This is a genomic window from Niallia tiangongensis, assembly GCF_044704065.1.
Classification (GTDB): domain Bacteria; phylum Bacillota; class Bacilli; order Bacillales; family Cytobacillaceae; genus Niallia; species Niallia tiangongensis.
In genome coordinates this window covers 564369-585313 of record NZ_CP162613.1, presented here as the reverse complement: position 1 = coordinate 585313, position 20945 = coordinate 564369, and the positions used below count along the sequence as shown (strand labels likewise).

The 20945-nt window shown below is 38.3% G+C and carries 17 protein-coding genes and 1 pseudogene; 2 read left to right on the top strand and 16 right to left on the bottom strand.

From position 1 onward, the window contains the following. Positions 1-31: 31 nt before the first annotated feature. From ltrA to AB3U99_RS02915, 6 genes and pseudogenes are all read right to left on the bottom strand, one after another. Positions 32-1834 (bottom strand): group II intron reverse transcriptase/maturase, encoded by a 1803-nt coding sequence (ltrA, locus tag AB3U99_RS02940; RefSeq protein WP_419095936.1) that lies wholly within the window; start codon positions 1832-1834, stop codon positions 32-34. A gap of 821 nt (positions 1835-2655) precedes the next feature. Next, a pseudogene (locus AB3U99_RS02935) lies at positions 2656-3339 on the bottom strand (UvrD-helicase domain-containing protein); the annotation flags it as partial. A 54-nt stretch (positions 3340-3393) separates the two neighbouring features. After that, a complete protein-coding gene (locus AB3U99_RS02930) occupies positions 3394-4086 on the bottom strand; it encodes a heptaprenylglyceryl phosphate synthase (RefSeq protein ID WP_400245286.1) in 693 nt (230 codons plus the stop codon). Positions 4087-4746: 660 nt separating this feature from the next. Further along, on the bottom strand, positions 4747-5061 hold the full coding sequence (locus tag AB3U99_RS02925) for a YerC/YecD family TrpR-related protein (protein ID WP_400245284.1): 315 nt from the start codon (positions 5059-5061) through the stop codon (positions 4747-4749). 214 nt (positions 5062-5275) lie between these two features. Then, positions 5276-6316 (bottom strand): DUF3048 domain-containing protein, encoded by a 1041-nt coding sequence (locus AB3U99_RS02920; RefSeq protein WP_400245282.1) that lies wholly within the window; start codon positions 6314-6316, stop codon positions 5276-5278. Positions 6317-6453: 137 nt separating this feature from the next. Continuing rightward, positions 6454-8199 carry an adenine deaminase C-terminal domain-containing protein gene (locus AB3U99_RS02915; protein WP_400245279.1) on the bottom strand — a complete coding sequence of 582 codons (1746 nt, stop codon included), beginning with the start codon at positions 8197-8199 and terminating at the stop codon, positions 6454-6456. A gap of 171 nt (positions 8200-8370) precedes the next feature. Here AB3U99_RS02915 and AB3U99_RS02910 point away from each other — a divergent pair, with 171 nt between their 5' ends. Continuing rightward, positions 8371-8748 (top strand): YgaP-like transmembrane domain, encoded by a 378-nt coding sequence (locus AB3U99_RS02910; RefSeq protein ID WP_400245277.1) that lies wholly within the window; start codon positions 8371-8373, stop codon positions 8746-8748. A 118-nt stretch (positions 8749-8866) separates the two neighbouring features. Continuing rightward, complete coding sequence (locus AB3U99_RS02905) at positions 8867-9751, top strand: SDR family oxidoreductase (RefSeq protein ID WP_400245275.1); 885 nt, start codon at positions 8867-8869, stop codon at positions 9749-9751. A 957-nt stretch (positions 9752-10708) separates the two neighbouring features. Here AB3U99_RS02905 and AB3U99_RS02900 read toward each other — a convergent pair. From AB3U99_RS02900 to purC, 10 genes are all read right to left on the bottom strand, one after another. Then, positions 10709-10849, bottom strand: a complete 141-nt coding sequence (locus tag AB3U99_RS02900; RefSeq protein WP_400245273.1) for a hypothetical protein — start codon at positions 10847-10849, stop codon at positions 10709-10711. 84 nt (positions 10850-10933) lie between these two features. After that, a complete protein-coding gene (purD, locus tag AB3U99_RS02895) occupies positions 10934-12190 on the bottom strand; it encodes a phosphoribosylamine--glycine ligase (RefSeq protein WP_400245271.1) in 1257 nt (418 codons plus the stop codon). A gap of 27 nt (positions 12191-12217) precedes the next feature. After that, the gene (gene purH / locus AB3U99_RS02890; RefSeq protein WP_400247936.1) at positions 12218-13753 is read right to left on the bottom strand and encodes a bifunctional phosphoribosylaminoimidazolecarboxamide formyltransferase/IMP cyclohydrolase; all 1536 of its coding nucleotides are present in this window, start codon (positions 13751-13753) and stop codon (positions 12218-12220) included. Between the two features lie 69 nt (positions 13754-13822). Further along, positions 13823-14407, bottom strand: a complete 585-nt coding sequence (purN, locus tag AB3U99_RS02885) for a phosphoribosylglycinamide formyltransferase (RefSeq protein WP_400245270.1) — start codon at positions 14405-14407, stop codon at positions 13823-13825. A gap of 16 nt (positions 14408-14423) precedes the next feature. After that, positions 14424-15455: a phosphoribosylformylglycinamidine cyclo-ligase gene (purM, locus tag AB3U99_RS02880; protein ID WP_400245269.1), complete on the bottom strand. Its 1032-nt coding sequence runs from the start codon at positions 15453-15455 to the stop codon at positions 14424-14426. A gap of 137 nt (positions 15456-15592) precedes the next feature. Continuing rightward, positions 15593-17005, bottom strand: a complete 1413-nt coding sequence (purF, locus tag AB3U99_RS02875; RefSeq protein ID WP_400245267.1) for an amidophosphoribosyltransferase — start codon at positions 17003-17005, stop codon at positions 15593-15595. Then, a complete protein-coding gene (gene purL, locus AB3U99_RS02870; RefSeq protein ID WP_031539695.1) occupies positions 16990-19206 on the bottom strand; it encodes a phosphoribosylformylglycinamidine synthase subunit PurL in 2217 nt (738 codons plus the stop codon). The genes purF and purL overlap by 16 nt, the downstream gene beginning before the upstream one ends. Continuing rightward, a complete protein-coding gene (purQ, locus tag AB3U99_RS02865; RefSeq protein WP_400245266.1) occupies positions 19190-19876 on the bottom strand; it encodes a phosphoribosylformylglycinamidine synthase subunit PurQ in 687 nt (228 codons plus the stop codon). The genes purL and purQ overlap by 17 nt, the downstream gene beginning before the upstream one ends. Next, positions 19873-20127: a phosphoribosylformylglycinamidine synthase subunit PurS gene (purS, locus tag AB3U99_RS02860; RefSeq protein ID WP_016205034.1), complete on the bottom strand. Its 255-nt coding sequence runs from the start codon at positions 20125-20127 to the stop codon at positions 19873-19875. The genes purQ and purS overlap by 4 nt, the downstream gene beginning before the upstream one ends. Next, entirely contained in the window at positions 20120-20839 is a 720-nt protein-coding gene (gene purC / locus AB3U99_RS02855; RefSeq protein ID WP_400245265.1) for a phosphoribosylaminoimidazolesuccinocarboxamide synthase, read from the bottom strand. Before purC ends, purS begins: the two co-directional genes overlap by 8 nt. Positions 20840-20945 lie beyond the last annotated feature (106 nt).

Below are 20945 nucleotides of genomic sequence, written 5' to 3'. Positions count from 1 at the left end.
ACTTTCACCTCATACGGCGCCCCATCAACTACTAGCTCGTTACATTATTTATTGCACAGTTTCCCACTTTTTTGCGAAGAGTGTTAACTTTACTCAGTTGTTCTTCTTCAAGATTCAGTACCTTTAGGTACTTGTTAATAATGGTCTCTTTTACCGCATGGATTAGTTTATGGACTTCCTTACATATGAATATAAGATTTTGATAGGAGTCCGATCCACCCATTTTTCTAGGCTTTTTATGATGAAGTTCCATTTCTCCGATTATCAACTCTCTACCAGTAATCGTACATTTACCTAATTGAGCGATATATTTGGATAGTCGATTATCATTGTATTCCATACTTTCGGATTTAATTGGATTTTCCATCAAATAATGCACCATGAAGGCTGGTACGGCTTCTTGGCTATTGTAAACCAACATTCGACCATTTACGGTATAAGAATTTTTCTCCTGAGTGAAGTTCAAAGGACTTTTATGTTTCACCCCATCTATTGGGAATAAAATCATCCCACATACAAAGAGTTTCTTTTTATTAAGATAATATTTATATGCTTTCTGGAAGAAAGGTGTGATAACGCCCTTTGTACTCTTTACTTTGTTAAGTTTGTTATACAGGATTCGTTTGACTGAGTAAGAAATTTCACTGAAATCATTTGTAGTATGAGTCGCATATCGATAATAATTGTGAATTCCTAAGATAGTTGAGTTAAGTTTAGTCACTTCAGCTTTACTCGGATTTCTCCGAATAGATTCAGCTTTCGTTTTTATTTTCTCAATTACCTTACGTCTTGACTTATCTAACATATGCGATTTAACAACACGCTTCTTGCCCTTTGGAACTACTTTGAACTTGAATCCGAGAAATTCAGAATAGTTCTTACGTAGATTGACTACTTTCGATTTTTCATTGCTGATTTCAAGACCTAATCTTTCCCTTAGCCACTGCTTAGAAGATTCAAATATGATAAATGCGGTTTTGTGGTCTCGGCAAAAGATTTTAAAGTCATCTGCATATCTTACGATAAACATTTCCTTTAATTTGGTATACCTTTTAAGGGTTGCGTATTTTACCGTTTGGTCAAATCGCTGTTTTCCACCGATTACACGCATTTTTGTGTAATCCTTCTTCATTTTAAATGTTTCCCACTGGTTACTAATCCACCAGTCGAATTCATTCAATACTACGTTTGAAAGTAAAGGGGAAATAATCCCTCCCTGTGGCGTTCCCTTCGTAGGCTTTCCAATGCCTTTAATTTCAGCTTTAAGCAATTTGCTAATAATCGAAAGTATTCGTTTATCCCTAATTCCTAACGTCCATAGTTGTTTAAGCAATTTACCATGGTCTACGTTATCAAAGAAACCTTTAATATCAACATCAACCACATAATGTAGTTTATTTTTGTTTGCCAGTGTTACAGCCCTTGAATATGCGTGGATTTGACTCCGATGAGGTCGATATCCATAGCTATGTTTATGAAAGCGAGCTTCGCATATAGGTTCAAGAACTTGTAATAGACATTGTTGAATAAGTCTGTCTTCGATAGTAGGAATTCCTAATGGTCGAATGCCACCATTTGGTTTAGGGATTTCTTTGCGCTTCACTTTGTGAAGTTTATAATCCTCTAAGCGATTTTTGACATATTGTATAAGTGTATCAGGGCTTCTAAGTCCAATTTCGAATATAGTGTTGTGATTCACTCCCGCCGTCTTACTTCCCTTGTTTTTCTTTATGTTTCGGAAAGCAAGTTTGACATTGGCTGGGTGAACGACTAATTCATATAACTTATTAAAAGTTTTTCCTTCCGAACTCAGCTGATATAGCTTGTCAAACATGTCCTGCGTGTTGTAATACTCATTGTTTCTCAGCTTTTGACTTTTTAACTTCTTCGGCTTTGCATGGGTTTCAGTCAATTACTCACCTCTTTACATCCCCAAATTGGGTTTGTAATTTCAGCTTTCATTTCTCTTAGTCATACTCGAACCTGAATTTCTGTGTTAATAATGTCGTCTTCTAACAGTTGACTAATGGCTATCCCTCCACTGCTTGTTATCACAGTTTCGCTGGTACTGTGCCATTACCTTCACCGATATAAAGGAGGTTATACATATACTCTTTCGATGCATATGTTTTCCCTTCCACCGCTTCAATGAGTGCAAACTCTCCACGTTACCGGCTTACCACGTTCCAAGAATCCTATCTATACATACATAGTCCGTAGGTGATTCCTCTAGCCCTGTTAGCTGGATGGTGCCTGTAACACCATAAGGTATTTCATAAAGACAAATTTTACTCTACCTCACTAACCCTTACATGAAGGACTATCCATTTCGAATAGCTATACCTCTAGAGCCGTACATTCGGAATTTCGTCAATAGATGGCTGTGACATCTAATTTCTCACCATAGACTATCTTGTAGAACCCCGGTCTATCAGCCATACCCTCTGCCTCCAGAGAGCTTTCCTCGTCTTTCTCGTTAGGATGACCTTCAACCGACTTCACCGAGCTTATAACCCTCAATGTTTTGCACCATTGAACGCTATTCGGAGGATTAGGCGAGCCTTTCAGGGCGTTACCCCATCATTCGACTCTTCAGATTCTTAGTTCTCCTAGCTTTAAGCTAGTGGCTAATCTTTTCAATTAGCAACGTGTCGCACTATCCTGATACTCATCTACATGAATATATTGAAATTTACGTTGATAGTATTCCAGAACTTCCGGTACTCTTTGAAAAAGATGGATTGTCTGCATAATTAAATCATCGAAATCCAACGCTTGGTTCTTTCGTAAACGTCTTTGATACTCTGTATATACATCGCTAACAATTTGTGAGAAGTAATCGCCTGCAGTCTTCGCAAATTCTTCTGGAGTAACAAGCTCATTCTTTGAAGAACTAATACTTGCTAGAATAGCACGGGGATCATATTTCTTCGGATCAATATTACGATCTTTTAGGATGCCTTTAATAACAGACTGCTGATCTGTTGTATCCAATATCGTAAAATTTCGGTTATAACCAATTCGATCAATATCTTTTCTTAATATTCGTACACACATCGAGTGAAAGGTTGATATCCATATTTCCTCGCTTGCTCCACCTAAAACAGCTGCTATCCTCTGACGCATTTCCTTCGCCGCTTTATTTGTAAACGTGATTGCTAAGATATTGTATGGATTGACTCTCTTTTCCACCATAAGATAGGCAATTCTCTGTGTTAAAACTCGGGTTTTTCCACTTCCTGCTCCTGCCATAATTAATAAAGGACCATCTGTTGCTTTAACAGCTTCCTTTTGTTCAGGATTTAATCCATTTAATATTTTATCTGTTAAAAATTGCATCTTTTCACCACCATAAGAACATATATTCTATTTTAACCTAGCCTCATTCGATATTCAATGATTGCTCTTTTTTATTTCTACCGTACGCAATGCAGCAGATAAGTCTGTGTAAATTATATTTCCGACAACAATTACATCTGCATAACTTCCCATTTCCTCAGCCTGTTCGAGGGATTCAATACCTCCACCATAGAACAGAATGGTTTCACTTAATTGACTTTTTGCCGCTTTTACAATCGAAGGATCTCCATATGCTCCGCTATATTCCAAATAAAAAATCGGCAAATGAAACATCTTTTCTGCCATTAAGGCATATGCTGCGATATCCTCTTCGGATAAATCAGTTATCGCACTTGTTAATTTTGCAGCTTTACAGTCTTTATTTAAGACACAATAGCCTTGAATCATGAATTCATCCCAATCCATCAATTCTCCATATTCCTTTACCGCTTCATGATGAAGACCAGTAATCCATTTCGTATCACTGCTATTTAAAACAGTAGGAATAAAATATAAATCAAATCCCGGTGAAACCGAATCTATTGTTGACACTTCTAATATACAAGGAACAGTGTAGCGACGGACACGTGCCATTAGATTTAGGACATTATCTAATGTTATGCCATCCGTTCCACCGATGATGATTGCATCTGTACCAGATTCACATAAACGATCAAGCGCTTCATCTGAAATTTCCTTATTCGGGTCTAATTTAAATACATGACGCCATTCGCGCACATCATACATGCAACTTCCTCCATTCTAACCATTACATCATTTCATTATAGCATTAGATATTCCATCAAAAAAGAAATCATTCCGTTTAATTGCTTGTAAATATTTCTTGGTGATCAGAAAAGCGGAGGGCACCCGTTTTGGAGCGTGTGGGGTGGAGCAACCTTTCCTGAGATATAGGAAACACGGTGAACGCTAGGGAACCGATGTTGACTTATCGTAGGGAAAGGTTGTGAAGCCCATCAGCTCCTGGGTGCCCGGAGCTAGACAATCAGAAAAGCGGAGGGCACCCGTTTTGGAGCGTGTGGGGTGGAGCGACTTTTCCTGAGATATAGGAAACACGGTGAACGCTAGGGAACCGATGTTGACTTATCGTAGGGAAAGGTTGCTCCAATTTAACTTCAAAAACTTATGCTTTCTTAACTTTTAAAAAGAATGGAAGCAACCGCCACTCTTTACTATTGGACGAAAAGGACGAGGTAATTGTTTCATTTTTAATGAAAGCTAAAATAATTGGTTTTCACTCAAAAACGTCTAAATATTCCAATAAAAAAAGGCTGTCCGAAAAGAGGAAATCATTCAAGCAATATTTTATAGCTTAGGCTTTTTGAAGTTAGCCTACTAAATATTGTCTAGTGATTGAATCCTTTTTCCGGGCCAGTCCCTTTATCTTTATTCTTCTTCTTTTAGTGGTTCTTCTTTCTTAATACGTTCTAATGCCAACTCGTATGCATCGTTCCCATAATTTAAGCAACGTTTTACACGAGAAATAGTTGCAGTACTTGCACCTGTTTGTTTTTCAATCGTGTGATAAGTATTACCTTCTCTTAGCATTCTCGCCACTTCTAACCGTTGTGATAATGATTGAATTTCATTTACTGTACATAAATCATCAAAAAACTGATAGCATTCTTCTAATGTTTCGAGAGAGAGAATGGATTCAAATAATTGATCCAGCTCTCTTCCTCTTAATTTATCAATTTGCATATGGAACCTCCATTTATGTATCTTTTATTTTCATGGTCGTATATATGATTTATTTTAAATAAGCGCTGCTATTAAAATTTGGATGTTTCATCAGTTTTCAAACGCTCGCTTTCCTCGTAGAGTCTACGTATTCGGCTGCTCCCAACTTATAAAAACATTTATTCCTATTATCAAGGCAACAATTTCAGTAATCCCGCTTAATAATATTCAATCATTATTTCAACGTAACAGCATTTTTGAGTCCAGGACTAGAAGGGATAATATTGACCCATGTCTTCCCTGGTACAAATCCTATCTGTTTATCTCCTTTAAATGGAAGAAGGCGTCCGTTAATATTTTCCCATTTAACTTCCTGCCATTTTCCTTGCTGTAATAAATATGCATTGCCGCCAGATGTTAAATCAATTTCTTTTCTTCCTTTATTATCAATAACCTTATGACTAGTCTCAATAATAAACACATTATCTACTGCTACGGATGCATTTGTTTCATAATCAACTGTTTGTTCTCCGTTTGAAAATCGGATATATTTCTGCACATCTTTTTCATATAAAAACTGTGAATTAAAGCTTGGATTAGTACCATAATTAATACTGACAGAGCTTGCCTCTTCTCCCTCTATTTCCTCTAATTCCTTTGTTTTTAAAAATAGTAAAGGTTCTGGTGCTCCTGATAGCGAATAATTGTTCTCCTTTGCCCCCTTCTCAATGTTGGCAAAGCTTATGTAAGAATTATGTGGAGCAACTCGGTCAGAAGACCTTTTAAAGAGGGTTCCATCATACTCCATGCCGTTTAAATTATCAATATAACCGTTTGTAAGTAGTTTTTTTGCCTCTGGACTATATCCGTGTGCAATATACAAACTATTATAACCCTTTGCTAACTCGATATAATAGTCTCGTGAGCTACGGACAGGCCCAACTACTTTAGGCTTTGTACTTTGAAAAACCGCTAGAAAACGAGTAACTTCCCCTTCCGCTAATACTTCATACACAATATCTGCATCTGTCAGTCCCGTTTGGGGTCTTGCATCAGGATGATTATTAACCATAACAGTAACTGCACGGTCCGTACTTTCTGTATTGCTAGGCAAACCAGTTAATGGATACAAAGTAGCAAGGTCTGTTATTCCCTCTTCTTCCTTGACTCCATTGCCGGTTTGATTACCATTATGTTTTCCTACATCCTTCGGTTCACTGTTGCAACTCGTTAAGGTAAGAAGCAGAAATAGAAAAACAAACCACCTTTTCTTCATAATTCCCTCCTCGTTTTCAATCAACATGATGTGAAATGGTCTGTGTGTTTATAACATCTACTCCCTTTAAGGGAGTAGATCCTTACTTATTTAATATATCAGAATATTCTAATTAAACAATAGAACTCTTTTATATTTTAACGCATTATCGCTGGAAAGAGTACACTTTTATTCATTACATCATATAAACCTTTTTGCGTAATCCTAATATATGGTAAATGGGTTGAGGTAAAAAAAACAATGGTGTAGATGGGATCCTCATACCGATAGCCTCTATCTTTAATATATTGCAGTAATTCCTTCTCTTTTTTAATTAGATCCGCCATCGGCATGGCAGCCATCATTCCTCGTAATGGCAAAGGAATTTCAATGTCTACCTTGCCATTTTTCACTAGTACAATTCCTCCACCTATCTCTTTTAATCGTTCAAATGCGGTTATCATATCCGCCTGACTTTTTCCTAATAAAACAATATCTCCATCCCCTGTATAGGAGCTAGCCATTCCTCCAATTTCCTTTGTAAACCCCTTTAATAAAGTGTTTATTCGCCATTCTCCTTCTCGGTCAAGGAGCATAAAATAGCATTCATCGTGTTCCTCCGTAAGAATAGCATCGGAAACGTTAATCGAAATGGAATATGGTTTGGTAATTACTGCATTCTCCAATCTTATTCCAAATGGCATCGAAAATTGCATGTCAAGGCTATTTACATTCCATTTTATATCTAGTGGGCTTAAATCAAATTGCTTCCAATCGACCGATGGATAAACTCCCTCTATTTCCTGTCCGTCTTTCTTCAACCAAATTCCTTTTGCTAATACAGAGACAGGTGTTGGATTATCTTTCGCCTCTAGTAAATTGATATTCGCAACTCTTCCTGTTGCAATATTTCCATGTAAATGTTCGATTCCATGATAGTTAGCGATATTAATGGTTGCCATATTATAAGCATCTATTAATGGTACGCCATGGTTCATCGCAATCCGAATGAGCTGATCAATATGGCCATTTTCGTAAAAGGAGGATGGGGAACCATCTGTAGTTAACATAAAATTATCATATTGATCAATTCCCAATTCTTTGATTTCCTCCAATAATTTTGGTAAATCTGGTCGAATAGACGAGTATCGAAGACTTACTTTATATCCTTGAAGCAAACGATTCAACACTTCTTTTCCCGTCATTGCTTCATGATCACTATCTACTCCGAGGAGCATTAATTTTGCTAACGTTTTCTCTGATGCTCCCGGAAAATGACCTTCGATTCTTTTTCTTAATCGTTTTGTCTCCTGCATCCAGTGAAGCATCATATCATCACCGTCTAAAAGTTTCGGCCAGCCAGTTAATTCTCCACCTTGAATAACCGCATCATTTTCTAGCCAACTTTTTACATTTCCATGGGAAAAAACTTGCTCTTCTTCTTTTAACTCTGTTTGCGCATCATATCTACTCCACCATAATATCGTTGATGGAATGTTCTTCATAAAACCCAAGAAAGTAAACGCTTTCTTTTTTTCTAACTGCATAGCCAAAACAAGGTTATCATTCACGTGTGTAGTTGTTCCAAATTGTGATGTATATTGGGCTAAGGTTAGGGGATTATAAATTTGAAAAGGATGCGCATGTGGTTCAATGTATCCTGGAACTAAAAAAAGATCTGTGCAATCAACAATTTCTGCTTGATCTATTCGTTTGGGCATATCATTGCCCACATAAATGATTCTATCTTGATATATCCATATATTTGCTATAAGCCACTTGCGTAATATCTGATTTAAATATGTTGCATTTTTTAGAATGATTGTGGGGGATTTTTCACCATTCAAAATGGATACATGGTCACGCAAAACTTTGTTTTTCCATCGATATCGCTGAGCTAACACTACGCTTCCTCCCTTTTCATGTCTGTCTCAATGTATATAAAAAATGTAACGATTTTTCTTTAATTATATAGGAAATTGCATTGTAATTTCCTGAGATTAACATCATTTTACCATATAAAATATCAATTCATATTACCGTTTTGTTAAATTTATGTAGGAGGAACGAAACTTATGAATCCAAAACAAAATATAAGTTTAATTAATGCGCTTATTCGTATTACCTGTGGTTGTGCATTCCTTGCATGGAGCACGGCAAAAATGGCAAAGAAGCCTTATCGACAATCTTATTTTCTAATTTCATTGCTTGCTGGGATGAAAATAGCAGAAGGAATCGTCCGTTATTGTCCAATAGTTGCGCTTTATGGAAAAAAGGATGAAATGATGCCAAAATTCCAGCACAACCACGCGCAAAATCAAAGTTCTCACACGCAATCCTCATCCTCTCAGGATGCTGAGGCAAAAGATTCTTCATCCTCTAATGGAGTAGCAGAAATGATGGAACAATTTAGTCCAGAGAAAATATTTTCTCCAGACGATATGAAAAAATAAACATTACTATGGGCTATCCAATATATCGGATGGCCTTTAGCTTCGATTGAAGTCTATGTTTAGAAATACTTTGAGGTGGTAAATGCATTAACATAAAAGAACGAAGGAGCTGATAAAAATGGCAAATCCGAAAAATCCATTGAATCTATATTATAATGATGAATTTCCAAAACAATATCAGGAGCCTCCTGGTGTACAAGCTAAAATGAATCCACAGCCTGACTGTGGGGAAACAAGCTATGAGGGATCTGGAAGATTAAAAAGCCGAAAAGCATTAGTAACTGGTGGCGATTCTGGAATTGGTCGTGCAGCCGCCATTGCTTATGCCCGTGAAGGTGCTGATGTAGCGATTAATTACTTACCTGCAGAACAAGAAGATGCTAACGAGGTAAAGAAATTAATTGAAGCAGAGGGCCAAAAAGCAGTGCTAATTCCTGGAGATTTAAGTGATGAAATTTTTTGTAAAAAATTAGTGGATAAAGCTTATCAGGAATTAGGTGGATTAGACGTATTAGCTTTAGTAGCCGGAAAACAACAGGCTGTTGATGATATTCTGGATTTATCAACAGAGCAGCTTCGAAAAACCTTCGAAGTAAATGTATTCTCTTTATATTGGGTAGTGAAAGCGGCACTGCCATATTTGCCAAAAGGTGCTTCTATTATTACAACCACCTCTGTTCAAGGCTATAACCCAAGTCCTAACTTATTAGATTATGCCCCATCCAAATTCGCTATTAACGGCTTTACTCGAGGCCTTGCCAAACAATTAGCTTCCAAAGGAATCCGAGTAAACTCCGTTGCTCCAGGCCCAATTTGGACAGCCTTACAAATCACAGGTGGTCAGCCAAGTGAGGCCATTCCAACATTCGGTCAACAAGCACCTTTAAAACGAGCTGGTCAGCCAGTTGAATTATCAAGTACTTATGTATTTCTAGCATCCGATGAGTCCAGCTATGTTACTGCTCAAATATATGGTATTACAGGTGGAATTGAATTAGCTTAATTTTAATGGGGAAAGTCCTTCTGTTACCTATTGCTTTGAGTTTTTATAATGTCGGGCACTGAGGCGGCTTTCTCTGTTACCTTGATGCTTTGGATTTCTTGCTCTCGGGCTCAGAGACGCCTCCTCTGTTACCTTGGTGCTTTCTTTTTCTTGTTTTCGGGCTCAGAGACGCTTCCTCTGTTACCTTGGTGACTGCTTTTTCTTGTTTTCGGGCTTAGAGACGCTTTCTCTGTTACCTTGATGCTTTGGATTTCTTGCTCTCGGGCTCAGAGACGCCTCCTCTGTTACCTTGGTGACTGCTTTTTCTTCCTTTCGAGCTCAGAGACGCCTCCTCTGTTACCTTGGTGACTGCTTTTTCTTGTTTTCGGGCTTAGAGACGCTTTCTCTGTTACCTTGGTGCTTTCTTTTTCTTGTTTTCGGGCTCAGAGACGCTTTCTCTGTTACCTTGGTGACTGTTTTTTCTTCCTTTCGGGCTCAGAGACGCCTCCTCTGTTACCTTGGTGACTGCTTTTTCTTCCTTTCGGGCTCAGAGACGCCTCCTCTGTTACCTTGGTGCTTTCTTTTTCTTGTTTTCGGGCTCAGAGACGCCTCCTCTGTTACCTTGGTGCTTTCTTTTTCTTGTTTTCGGGCTTAGAGACGCTTCCTCTGTTACCTTGGTGACTGCTTTTTCTTGTTTTCGGGCTCAGAGACGCTTTCTCTGTTACCTTGGTGACTGTTTTTTCTTGTTTTCGGGCTTAGAGACGCTTCCTCTGTTACCTTGGTGACTGCTTTTTCTTGCTTTCGGGCTTAGAGACGCCTCCTCTGTTACCTTGGTGACTGCTTTTTCTTGTTTTCGGGCTTAGAGACGCCTCCTCTATTTCCTTCCGACCTGTTTTTTCTTGTTTTCGGGCTTAGAGACTCCTCTATTACCTTCCGACCTGTTTTTTCTTCCTTTCGGGCTCAGAGACGCTTCCTCTATTACCTTCCGACCTGCTTTTTCTTCCTTTCGGGCTCAGAGACGCTTCCTCTATTTCCTTCCGACCTCCTTTTTCTTCCTTTCGGGTACAGAGACGACTCCTCTATTTCCCTTCCGACCTCCTTTTTCTTGCTTTCAGGCACTGACAACCTTCCTCTAATTCCTTAACAAAAAAAATCCCATATGCAATCATCGACAAAATCAATGCTACATACAGGAATTTCTTCTTATTTTATAGCTTTAAAGCCAATGTCTTTTCGATAAAAAACGCCATCGCTCTCTAATTTCTCTAGTTCTTTATATACTTTATCCTGTGCATCTTTTAAAGTACGGCTCTTGGCAGCAATTAATAAAACTCGACCGCCATCGGTTGTAAATGCACCATCTTCATTTAGGTCTGTTCCTGCATGAAAAATTGAGACATCTTTCATTTTATCTAATCCTTGAATAACTGCACCTTTTTCATAGGCTTCTGGATAGCCTTTTGACGCAATAACTACTCCTAGCATATCCTCTTCATACCATTCAATCGATGGAGCCTCTCCATTTAATACTGATAAAATAACTTCCACTAAATCGGACTTCATGCGCGGTAAGATAACTTGTGTTTCTGGGTCACCTAATCTTGCATTAAATTCGATCACTTTCGGACCTTTATCTGTAGCGATTAAGCCAGCGTATAAAATGCCTGTAAATGTTCTGCCTTCTGCTATCATTGCTTTTGCAGTTGGTTTGACTATTGTTTCAATTGCAGTTTGCACGATTGCTGGATCAATGTGTGGAACAGGAGAATAAGCTCCCATTCCCCCTGTATTTGGCCCTTTATCTCCATCAAAGGCACGTTTATGATCTTGGGCAATGTCCAAAGGGATTACCGTTTCTCCATCCACAAAGGACATTAAAGAAAATTCTTCTCCAGCTAAAAATTCCTCAATAACGACTGTTGCAGACGCACTTCCGAATTTTTCGCCAACAAGCATTTCCTTGATGCTCTCTAGTGCATCTTCCATGTTCATAGCAACGGTTACGCCTTTTCCAGCTGCTAATCCGTCTGCTTTAATAACAATTGGAGCCCCTTTTTCCACAATATACGCTTTCGCGGCCTCATAATCAGAAAAAGTTTGGTATTCCCCAGTTGGAATTTGATATTTCTTCATTAAGTCTTTAGCGAATGATTTACTTCCTTCTATTACAGCAGCACGTTGATTTGGACCAAATACTTTTAAGCCAGCAGCTTGAAATTCATCAACCACACCAAGAAGTAACGGTACTTCTGGACCTACAATGGTTAAATCAATTTTTTGCGTTAGGGCAAAATCGACCAGTTTTGCTACCTCTGTTTCCTCTATTGCAATGCGCTCTGCCACATCGGTCATTCCAACATTTCCTGGTGCCACAAAAACAGTGTCTACTTTTTCACTTTCTCTTACTTTTGTACAAATAGCATGTTCCCGACCACCGCGGCCAATAACAAGTACTTTCATTCTCTATATCCCCCAAGCTTAAAGATATTAATGTTTGAAATGCCTTACTCCTGTTAATACCATTGCAATACCATATTCATTTGCTTTTTTGATGGAATCTTCATCACGAATACTTCCACCTGTTTGAATAATTGCCGTAACTCCTGCTTTAGCAGCCGCTTCAACCGTATCATCCATTGGGAAAAATGCATCAGACGCTAACACTGCACCAACTGCTTTTTCACCAGCCTGCTCTAACGCAATTTTTGCAGATCCAACGCGATTCATTTGTCCTGCACCAACGCCTAGTGTCATTTCTTTATTATTCACTACGATTGCATTTGATTTAACATGCTTGACGATTTTCCAACCAAATTTAAGAGCTTCCCACTCTTCATCTGTAGGCTTTTTCTCTGTAGGAATTGTAATTGTTGCATCATCTAAAGAATAGCGATCGAAATCTTGTGTTAATAATCCACCTTCAATAGAAGTGAATTTCATTTCTTTACTGCTTTCTGTTCCAAAAGGAATTGTTAATAAACGGATATTCTTCTTTGCTTGTAGAATGTCTAATGCCTCTTGGGAATAAGAAGGGGCGATAACAATTTCTAAGAAAATTTCATGTAGTTTTTTAGCTGTCTCTGCATCTACTTCTCTATTTAATGCAATAATGCCCCCGAAAATAGAAACTGGATCTGCTTCAAAAGCTTTCGAAAAAGCAGTGAAAATATCTTCCCCTGTTCCAACACCACATGGATTACTATGCTTAATCGCAACAGCAGCAGGCTCTGTAAATTCTTTTACGATTTGAATCGCTGCATCTGCATCATTGATATTGTTGTAAGAAAGTTCTTTTCCGTGTAATTGGGTTGCGTTAGCAATCGAGAAATCAGATCCAAGTGGTTTGCGGTAAAACGCAGCCTTTTGATGAGGATTCTCTCCATAGCGCAAGGATTGCTTCAATTCATACGTAACCGTTAATTTTTCTGGTGTTTCCTCTTGCGTAAGCTCTGTCATATATTCTGCAATCATGGCATCATAAGCAGCTGTATGACGGAATACCTTTGCTGCAAGTCTACGTCTTGTTTCAAACGATACTTTCTCTTCTTGCTTTAATTCTGCAATAACGGTTGGATAATCAACAGGATCTACCACTACCGTTACATACTGGTGATTCTTTGCTGAAGCACGAAGCATGGTTGGTCCACCGATATCTATATTTTCAATCGCGTCTTCCACCGTTACATCTGCCTTAGCAATCGTTTGTTGGAAAGGATATAAATTAACACAAACGATTTGAATTGGGTCAATTTTGTGTTCTTCTAATTGTGCAATATGGCTCGGCTCATCAAATTTAGCAAGCAATCCACCATGAATATACGGATTTAAAGTTTTCACTCTTCCTTCTAGAATTTCAGGAAATCCAGTGACTTCGCTAACACTCATGACAGGAATCCCACTATCTTGAATCGCTTTTTTTGTTCCGCCTGTAGAAATTAACTCAAATCCTAATTCATGAAGCTCTTTTGCAAAATCTGTAATACCTGTTTTATCAGAAACACTAATTAACGCTCTTTTTTTCATCATTATTCCCCCTGATATTTCATGCCTGTTGATATCTTAAGTATGATGGTCTTTCCTTTTTTTGCGTATCTATTGATGGAATACTTCTGTTTTATGAAGCAAGTGTTGAATCACCTTTGGATAAAGTTGGTGCTCCAACGCTTGGATTTTTTCCTGAATACTTTCCCTTGTTTCTTTTTCTGACAAAGTAATGGCCTCTTGGGCAATAATGGGACCTGTATCCATTCCTGCGTCAACGTAATGAATCGTAATCCCTGTTTGCGAAACTTCAGCCTCTAATGCTTGGCCAATTGCGTCCTTGCCTGGAAAAGCTGGCAATAGAGACGGATGAATATTAATAATTTTTCCAGCAAAAGCTTGTAAAAGTGTATCGCCTATTAATCTCATATATCCTGCCAGAACAATTAAGTCAATTTCATTTGCTTTTAAATGCTTTAAAATCTCTCGTTCATATTCTGCCTTTTTCTGATAATTCTTCGCTGCAAAAACAAAGGTGGGAATTTCTTCTTTCATTGCTCTATCAATAACATAAGCTCCCGGTTTATCAGAGACTAATAGGGTAATAGACGCATTTAACTCCTCACGTTTTACCGCAGTCACTATTGCCTGAAAGTTTGAACCATTACCAGAAGCAAAAACAGCAATCCGCTTCATATACATTCCTCCAACACTATTTGAGGATGATATTTATTTCCCCGTCATCTGTTACTTTCCCAATTGTATACGCCTTTTCCCCAATACGAGTAAAGTGATCCATTACTTGTTCCTCATCTTCTTTGCTGACAGCAAGAACCATTCCAGTTCCCATATTAAAAATATTATACATTTCTTTACGATCTATTTCGCCGATTTGCTCCATTTTTTGAAAAACAGCAGGTACTTCCCAATTTGATTCATTCAATTCCATTCCGAATCCTTCTGGAAGCATTCTTGGAATATTTTCGATAAATCCGCCTCCTGTAATATGAGCAAGACCTTTAATCTCAAATTCCTTTAAAGCAGAAAGAACTGGTTTCACATAAATTCTCGTTGGTTTAATCAATTCTTCTCCTAATGTACAACCAAATTCCTCGATATAATCAGAGAGAGACATAGTAGCTTTTTCGAAAAATAATTTTCGTACAAGGGAGTAGCCATTGCTATGAATTCCATTAGAAGCTAGGCCAATTAATACATCTCCAGCTTGGATTTTTTCACCAGTTACAAGCTTTTCTTTTTCACAAGCTCCCACAGCAAATCCTGCTAAATCATATTCTTCCTCGTCATACATTCCTGGCATCTCAGCTGTTTCACCGCCAACTAAAGCACAACCAGCTTGTTCACACCCATCTGCAATTCCTTTGACAATCGCCTCGATTTTACTAGGCTCTGCTTTTCCACAAGCAATATAGTCAAGGAAATAGATAGGTTCTGCCCCTTGGACGACAATATCGTTCACACACATTGCCACAGCATCAATTCCAATTGTGTCATGCTTATCCAGCATAAAAGCAAGCATTAGCTTTGTTCCGACTCCATCTGTCCCTGATACCAAAACAGGGTTATTTAAATTTAGAACAGATAAATCAAACATGCCGCCAAAGCCGCCTAATCCCCCCATAACACCTGGACGAGTTGTTTTTTTCACATGCTTTTTCATTCTTGTTACAGCTTCATAGCCTGCCTCTATATTAACTCCTGCTTGTTTATAAGCTTCAGCCATTTTATGCCTCCTAATATATCGAAAAGTCTAGTTTGATTCAGGTGGAAAAGCGACATTTATGCATGCCGCTTTTCTTTTATTTTAACAGTTAAGAAATTATAAGTTTTTAAAGTCCATTAGTGTCTGACTCCGTATCCTTACACTTTCTCGTATGGATGATCTGCGTTTGGATATATTTCTGTTGGGTATTTACCAGTAAAGCAAGCTAAGCAATGTCCTCTATTTTCCCCATCATCTGTTCGGCCAATGGCATCAATCATTCCTTCTGTACTCAGGAAGATAAGAGAGTCAGCACCAATTAATTCACGAAGTTCTTCTACTGAATATTTCGATGCAATCAACTCTTCTTTTGTTGATGTATCAATTCCATAGAAACAAGGATTTTTAATTGGTGGTGAACTAATTAATACATGTACTTCTGTTGCTCCCGCTTCTCTCAGCATTGTTACAATTCGTTTACTCGTTGTACCACGAACAATAGAATCATCGACCATAATCACTCTTTTTCCTTCTACTACTCCGCGTACAGCAGAAAGCTTCATCTTAACGCCTTGCTCACGAAGAGTTTGGGAAGGCTGAATAAACGTTCGGCCAACATAGCGATTTTTAATTAATCCAAGCTCATACGGAATACCAGTTGCTTCCGCATATCCGATTGCAGCAGAAATACTGGAATCAGGTACTCCAGTTACTACATCTGCTTGAATTGGTGCTTCGATTGCTAATCTTTTCCCAAGATTTTTACGAGCAGTATGCACATTGATTCCATTGATATTACTATCAGGTCGGGAGAAATAAACATACTCCATTGTGCACATTGCAATATTAGAAGCGACAGAGAACATCTCTGAACGGAAGCCGTTGTCATCAATGATTAAAAGTTCTCCTGGTAAAATATCACGAACAAACTCAGCTCCTACCACATCAAAGGCACATGTTTCAGATGCAACAACATACGCATCTCCTAATTTCCCTAAAGAAAGAGGACGCATTCCATTTGGATCTAGGGCAACCATTAATTCTGTTTCCGTTAAAATAAGAAAAGCATACGCTCCTTTAATCATTGTCAGCGCATTTTTCACTCTTTCCTTAAATGCCGCAAAACCGCCTCTTCTAATTAAATGAGCAAGAACCTCTGTGTCAGAGCTTGTTTGAAAAATACTTCCTTGTGCTTCTAGCTGGCTTTTTAAAGCTGTAGCATTTACTAAATTTCCGTTGTGAGCAAGTGCCATACTTCCGCTTTGGAAGTGGAACAGAAGAGGCTGGACATTTTCATATCCGCCGCCCCCTGCTGTTGCATAACGTACATGCCCAATGGCAGCTTTTCCTGACAAATCTTTAATTGCTTCTTGGGTGAAAATTTCAGAGACTAATCCTTCTCCTTTAATTCCCTTTAATTTTTTCCCATCTGTTGCAACGATACCAGTTCCTTCTTGGCCACGATGCTGTAAGCTATGCAGTCCATAATATGCTAATTGAGATGCATCTTCATGTCCCCAAACACCAAAAATGCCACATTCTTCGTTTAACCCTCTTATTTCAGCAAGCATGGAATTGCCCCTCTCCAGGCATCCGTTAACGAATCAACCTGTTCATTTACTAGAATAGTTTCCCCTTGGCTAATGGTAAGAACGGCTGTATCTGTAACTTCTCCTACTAGTGTAGCAGGAACTAATTTTTCAAAAGTTTCTTTGTTTTCTGGTTTAATAGAAAGCAAGAACCGTGATTGTGATTCACTGAAAAGTGCTGTTACGGCATCTTCTGTAACATTTACTTTTGCTCCTAAACCGTTTGAGCTGATTAAGCTTTCTGCAACTGCAACTGCCAGACCACCTTCAGCTAAATCATGAGCGGACTCTACAACGCCTACGCGAATTGCTTCTAGTACTGCTTGTTGATACGTTTTTTCTACTTCTAAATCTAAGGAAGGTGCTTTTCCAGAAATAGATCCTTCTAGCATTTTTTGTAATTCACTTCCACCAAACTCTGCTTTTGTTTCTCCAAGCACATAGATTAAGTCCCCAGCTGCTTTAAAGCTTTGTGTGGTAATATCTTTCGTATCCTTCACTAATCCAACCATCCCAATAACAGGAGTAGGGTAAATAGCTGTTCCATTTGTTTCGTTATACAAAGAGACATTCCCGCCGATTACTGGTGAATTTAGTGCTAAGCAAGCTTCACTAATCCCGTCTGCCGCTTTTTCAATTTGCCAGAAAATCTCTGGTTTCTCGGGATTTCCAAAATTTAAGTTATCTGTAATTGCAAGTGGCTCTGCACCAGAACATACGATATTACGAGCTGCTTCTGCTACTGCAATCTTACCGCCTGTTTCTGGATCTAAGTACAAGTATCGTGCATTACAGTCCGTTGTCATCGCTAATGCTTTTTTCGTTCCACGAATACGTACTACTGCTGCATCTGAACCTGGTGCAACAACTGTATTCGTACGAACCATATAGTCATATTGATCATAAACCCACTCTTTACTTGCAATGGTAGGCTGTTTTAATAGATTAAGAAGTGTTTCACCATAGTTATTTACAGTAGGAATATAGTTTTCCATTCCTTGGAACTCACGATAATAAGCAGGTTCGCTAGATGGCTTATGATATACTGGAGCATCCTCTGCTAGAGCATCTGCAGGAACATTTGCTACTACATCTCCTTTATGAAGAAGACGAAGCATTTTATCATCTGTTACAACACCAATTGCTACTGCCTCTAAATCATATTTATGGAAAAGATCTTTGATTTCCTGTTCTCTTCCTTTTTTCACAACAATCAACATACGTTCTTGTGATTCAGAAAGCATCATTTCATAAGCAGTCATTCCTGTTTCACGCTGTGGTACTAAGTCTAAATTCATTTCAATACCAGAACCTGCTTTACTTGCCATTTCTGCACTAGAGCTTGCCAGTCCTGCAGCACCCATATCTTGAATACCAACTAATGCATCTGATTGAATCAGTTCAAGACACGCTTCAAGAAGAAGCTTTTCCATAAATGGATCTCCTACTTGTACAGCAGGACGCTTTTCATCAGAGTTCTCTGTTAATTCTTCAGAAGCAAATGTCGCACCATGAATTCCGTCACGACCTGTTTTTGCACCTACATACATTACCGTATTGCCAACACCGTGCGCCTGGCCTTTTTTAATATCCTCATGATTAATTAAGCCAACACACATCGCATTAACAAGCGGGTTTCCTGCATAGGAATCATCAAAAGCAATTTCTCCACCAACTGTTGGAATCCCAATACAGTTTCCGTAGCCAGCAATACCAGCAACTACCTCTTTAAAAAGGTATTTCGTGCGTTCATTATCTAATTCACCGAATCGTAAAGAGTTCAGAATCGCAATTGGTCTTGCTCCCATGGAGAATACATCACGGATAATTCCGCCTACACCTGTTGCAGCTCCTTGATATGGTTCAATTGCTGATGGATGGTTATGGCTTTCGATTTTAAACGCAACCGCTTGACCATCGCCGATATCTACAATCCCTGCACCCTCACCAGGTCCTTGCAATACTTGAGGTCCTGTAATTGGGAATTTCTTTAATACAGGCTTTGAGTTTTTATAACTACAATGTTCTGACCACATAACAGAAAATAACCCAATCTCTGTATAGTTAGGAAGACGACCTAGAATTCCTTCTACCATCGCAAACTCTTCATCCGTTACACCCATTTGTTTGTAAATTTCTTCTGATTTAATTTGTTCTGGACTTGGCTCAAAGCTGAACGACATTTGCTTCCCTCCACTGACTAACGATTGATTTAAATATTTTCAGACCGTCTGCTCCACCTAATAGCTCATCTACTGCTCTTTCTGGGTGAGGCATCATGCCAAGGACATTTCCTTTTTCATTTGTAATTCCAGCAATATTTTCTAAACTTCCGTTTGGATTTGTACCATTATAAGTAAAGACAATTTGATTATTTACTTTTAAGTTTGCTAATGTTTCCTCATCACAGTAGTAATTTCCTTCTCCGTGAGCAATCGGCACAGTGATTACTTCGTTTTCTTTATATGCAGAAGAGAACATAGTATTATTATTTGCTACCTGCAGTTCAACTGGCTTACAGATAAACTTTAAGCTTTCATTTCTTCTCATTGCACCAGGGAGCAATCCTGCTTCTAACAGTATTTGGAATCCATTACATATACCAAGAATTGGCTTTCCTGCTTCTGCTGCTTTTACTACTTCTTTCATTACATTGCTAAATCTTGCAATCGCTCCTGTACGAAGATAGTCACCATAAGAGAATCCTCCAGGTAGCAAAATTCCATCAAAGCCTTCTAAACTATCTGTATCATGCCATACATATTCTACTTCTTCTCCAAGCTCATCCTTCACCGCATGAAACATATCAACATCACAATTGGATCCTGGAAACACGATTACTGCAAACCTCACTGTGCAACAACCTCCTCCACCTCATAGCGGTAATCTTCAATAACCGTATTAGCAAGAAGCTTTTCACACATTTCCTTCACTAGCTCATCAATATTTCTTTCTGATTTATCAATTGTTAGTTCTAAGTACTTCCCGATACGTACATCTTCTACTTCTTTATAATTTAATGAATGCAAGGAACCCTTCACTGCATTACCTTGTGGATCTAGTACACTTTCTCTTAATGTGATATATACTTTAACCTTAAACATGTTGACTTCCCCCTAGTCTCGCTAAAATATTTTCATAAGCATCTGTTAGATTGCCTAAATCGCGACGAAATACATCTTTATCTAATTTCGCATTTGTTTCTTTATCCCAAAGTCGGCATGTATCTGGCGAAATTTCATCAGCAAGAAGAATATTTCCTTCTTTGTCTTTTCCAAATTCTAATTTGAAATCAACTAAGTTAATTCCCAATTCTCCAAAAAATCTGCTTAATACCTCGTTTACTTCCAGTGCCTTTTTCTTTAAAAATTCAACTTCCTCTGTTGATGCAAGCTTTAATTCTTCGATATGGTCTTCCGTAATCATTGGATCACCTAGTGCATCATCTTTGTAATAAAATTCAACCAATGGCTTTGATAACGGATTGCCCTCTTCTATTCCTAATCTTTTTGAAAAACTGCCTGCAGCTAAATTACGAACAACCACTTCTAATGGGATAATATCCACTTTCTTTACAAGCTGTTCCGTTTCGGACAATTTTTCTACAAAATGTGATGGAATACCAAAGTCTTTTAACTTTAAGAATAGTAAACTAGTAATCTCATTGTTTAATCGACCTTTGCCTGTTATAGTCGCTTTCTTCTCACCATTAAAGGCAGTAGCGGAATCCTTATATTCCAGCCAAACAATATCCTCATCTGAAGTTTTATACACTCTTTTTGCTTTTCCTTCATACAATAAAGCTCTCTTTTCCATTTGAAGAGTCTCCTTATCAAAAAAATTAGGGATAAAACGAAAAATTCTCACTTGCAATATCTTGCTTAAAATTCGGTATATTCTGTTTTCACTGTTTGTAGTAGAG